Source organism: Methanocalculus sp. (assembly GCF_029762515.1).
Classification (GTDB): Archaea; Halobacteriota; Methanomicrobia; order Methanomicrobiales; family Methanocorpusculaceae; genus Methanocalculus.
Window position 1 is genome coordinate 1 of record NZ_JARVGN010000363.1, and the last position, 2349, is coordinate 2349.

Below are 2349 nucleotides of genomic sequence, written 5' to 3' on the forward strand. Positions count from 1 at the left end.
GATTCGTTGCACCCCGTTGCCCTGCGACCTAATTAGATACGCAGAAGTCCCATTTATACCCTCTCTTTTGATCACCAGAAAACAGGCATTCAGACCGATGCCCGACCCCCGGAATACCACAAACCGGGGAGATAGCTCCCGACGATACCAGTCAGGGAGGCGATCGCGCAGAGAGGATCCAGATGAACAGACCACCATCGCCATCACAAACGCGGCTCCGCGCATCCGGGAACACAACCAAACCATCCAGCTCAGAAGGTGGGAACCGGAACCCGTGCAACCAGGATCTCCCCGTAAAAGTCCTCCTGGATGAGATCGACGCGATCCTCAAGCATCAGAAAGAGCGTGGGAATATAGACATCATACAGGTGGCACCCGATCTCAGATGCAATCAGGGAGAGAGGGACCGGAGTACATCCATCGGGATCGAGGAGAAGGAGCGTCGCATAGATCGTGGATGAAGCCTCCTCAAAAGCCTCCTCATGGGCGATCTCGACGACATCCTCGGCGATCACAAAGAGGTCATCATCATCAGCCAGATGCCGCCGCCTCTGCCGCCTTCGCTCCTCCTTCTCTGCCAGTTTCAACTGGGTGATCAGTTCATAAAGGGTAACAGGCCGTGTCCGGTACTCCTTCCGCTTGATCCGCCGCTGGATTTCCCGTTCAAGCACCTCGATCGGACCGAGATGCGACTCGATCCCCTCTCCATCCTGATCCCCATCAAAGAAGAGCTCCTCGCCAAAATCTTCCCCCCCTTCCTCTTCAACATCCGGATCAGGCACCCGTTCGATCAGTGCATCGGATTTCATCCTGAGAAGAATGGAGGCATAGAGAAGCGTCCGGCCGGAGATGCGGAGATCGAGCTCGCGCCTCCTCTCAAGCTCACCGAGGAAACGGTCTGTTAAAAGAACAATATCAACATTCCAGGGATCGATCTCCCCGCTTTCTGCCATGCGGACGAGGATCTCGATCGGCTCTTCATTGATCGATTCGTCAGGCATTGCACTTCACACCGGTAACAAGGGTACTCTTGTCCGGCCGTATGGTCACCCCGATGATACGGTCTGCACCCTGAATCATCGGTTTACGAAGAGAGATGGCGATAAACTGCGAGGTCTCGGAGAGACTTCTGATCATCTGTGAGATCCCCTCAACATTGGATCCGTCAAGATGCATATCCACCTCATCGAGGCCATAGAAGGGGGCAGGCATATGCCGTTGGATCGAGAAGATCAGGGCAAGTGTCACAAGAGACTTCTCCCCACCACTCATCATATTCAGCCTACGGACATCCTTATCCTGTGGATGCACCTCAAACGTCAAACCACCGGCAAAGGGATCCTCCTCATTTTCCAGGATGAGCCGACCCCAGCCCCTCGCAAGGCGCCCATATATCTCCTTGAAGTTCGAGTCGATCGCCTCAAATGTCGAGAGGAATGCCTCGCGTTTCATCCGCTCAAACCCTTCGATCCGCTCAATAAGATCGGAACGTTCACGGGAGAGGATATCTTTCCTCTCAGTCCGCTCCCCCACCCGTGCCAGGACACGATCATACTCCTCAATCGCAAGCATATTGACCGCCCCGATCTTTCTGATCTGCCGCTCGGTGATCGCAATTCCCTCCTCGATCTCCTCAGGAGAAAGCTCGCATTCGATCTCTTCTGTCTCCGGGGCGAGCGCGGCGATCTCAGCGGCGATAGACTGCGCCCGCTCCTTCAGGGCTTCTGCCTGGATCGTATGCCGTTCTTTCTCATTGGAATGGCGGATGAGCTGTCGCTCGATATCGGCAACCTGTTCATCAAGTGCACTCCTCTTCTGGCGGAGCGCCTCTATCTCATCCGAGAATGTCCGCTGCTCCTCCTCAAGCTGAAGGATCCGTTCGCGGGAGACCTTTATCTCCTCTTCATAAGATTTGTTTTCTGTTTCAAGCCGGATATTTGAACCAACTAACTCCTCCTTCTCTTTTGTCATCTCTTCGATGCGTTTTGAGAAGTACTGGCGTTCGCGCTGGAGATCTGCAATATCTGCCTCTTTATTCCGGAGACGCCGCTCGAGATCCTCGATGGATCGTTTCAGATCAGAGATGATCTCTGCAAGCCTGACCGCCTCGGATGCCTCCATCCGCTTTTTGATCTCATCCACCCGTGCATTGATGGTGCCGATCTGATCGGTGATCGCATCAAGGGTCTCTTCCAGAGCAGCGATCTCGGCCGCTATCTCGGCTTCACCGCCTTCAAGTTCGGAGAGGGCGCCAGCGAGGCCTGCAATATCAGTATCAAGCTGTGCTATCCGCTTCCCATATTCCTCCACGATCAGCTCAAGTCGTGCCGCCTTCTGCTCTGCCTCCTG

At 54.6% G+C, this 2349-nt stretch carries 1 protein-coding gene and 1 pseudogene; both read right to left on the reverse strand.

The genetic code is table 11. The annotated features are described in order from the left end of the window. Positions 1-251 precede the first annotated feature (251 nt). Positions 252-1001, reverse strand: coding sequence for a segregation/condensation protein A (locus QCH34_RS10950; RefSeq protein WP_300334064.1), 750 nt, complete (start codon positions 999-1001; stop codon positions 252-254). After that, positions 994-2349: pseudogene (locus tag QCH34_RS10955) on the reverse strand (chromosome segregation protein SMC); the annotation flags it as partial. The gene QCH34_RS10950 and the pseudogene QCH34_RS10955, both read right to left, overlap by 8 nt.

What these genes read in the sequence shown, in the direction of transcription:
- QCH34_RS10950 (WP_300334064.1), bottom strand. Translation starts at nt 1,001, where the DNA reads ATGCCTGACGAATCGATCAATGAAGAGCCGATCGAGATCCTCGTCCGC.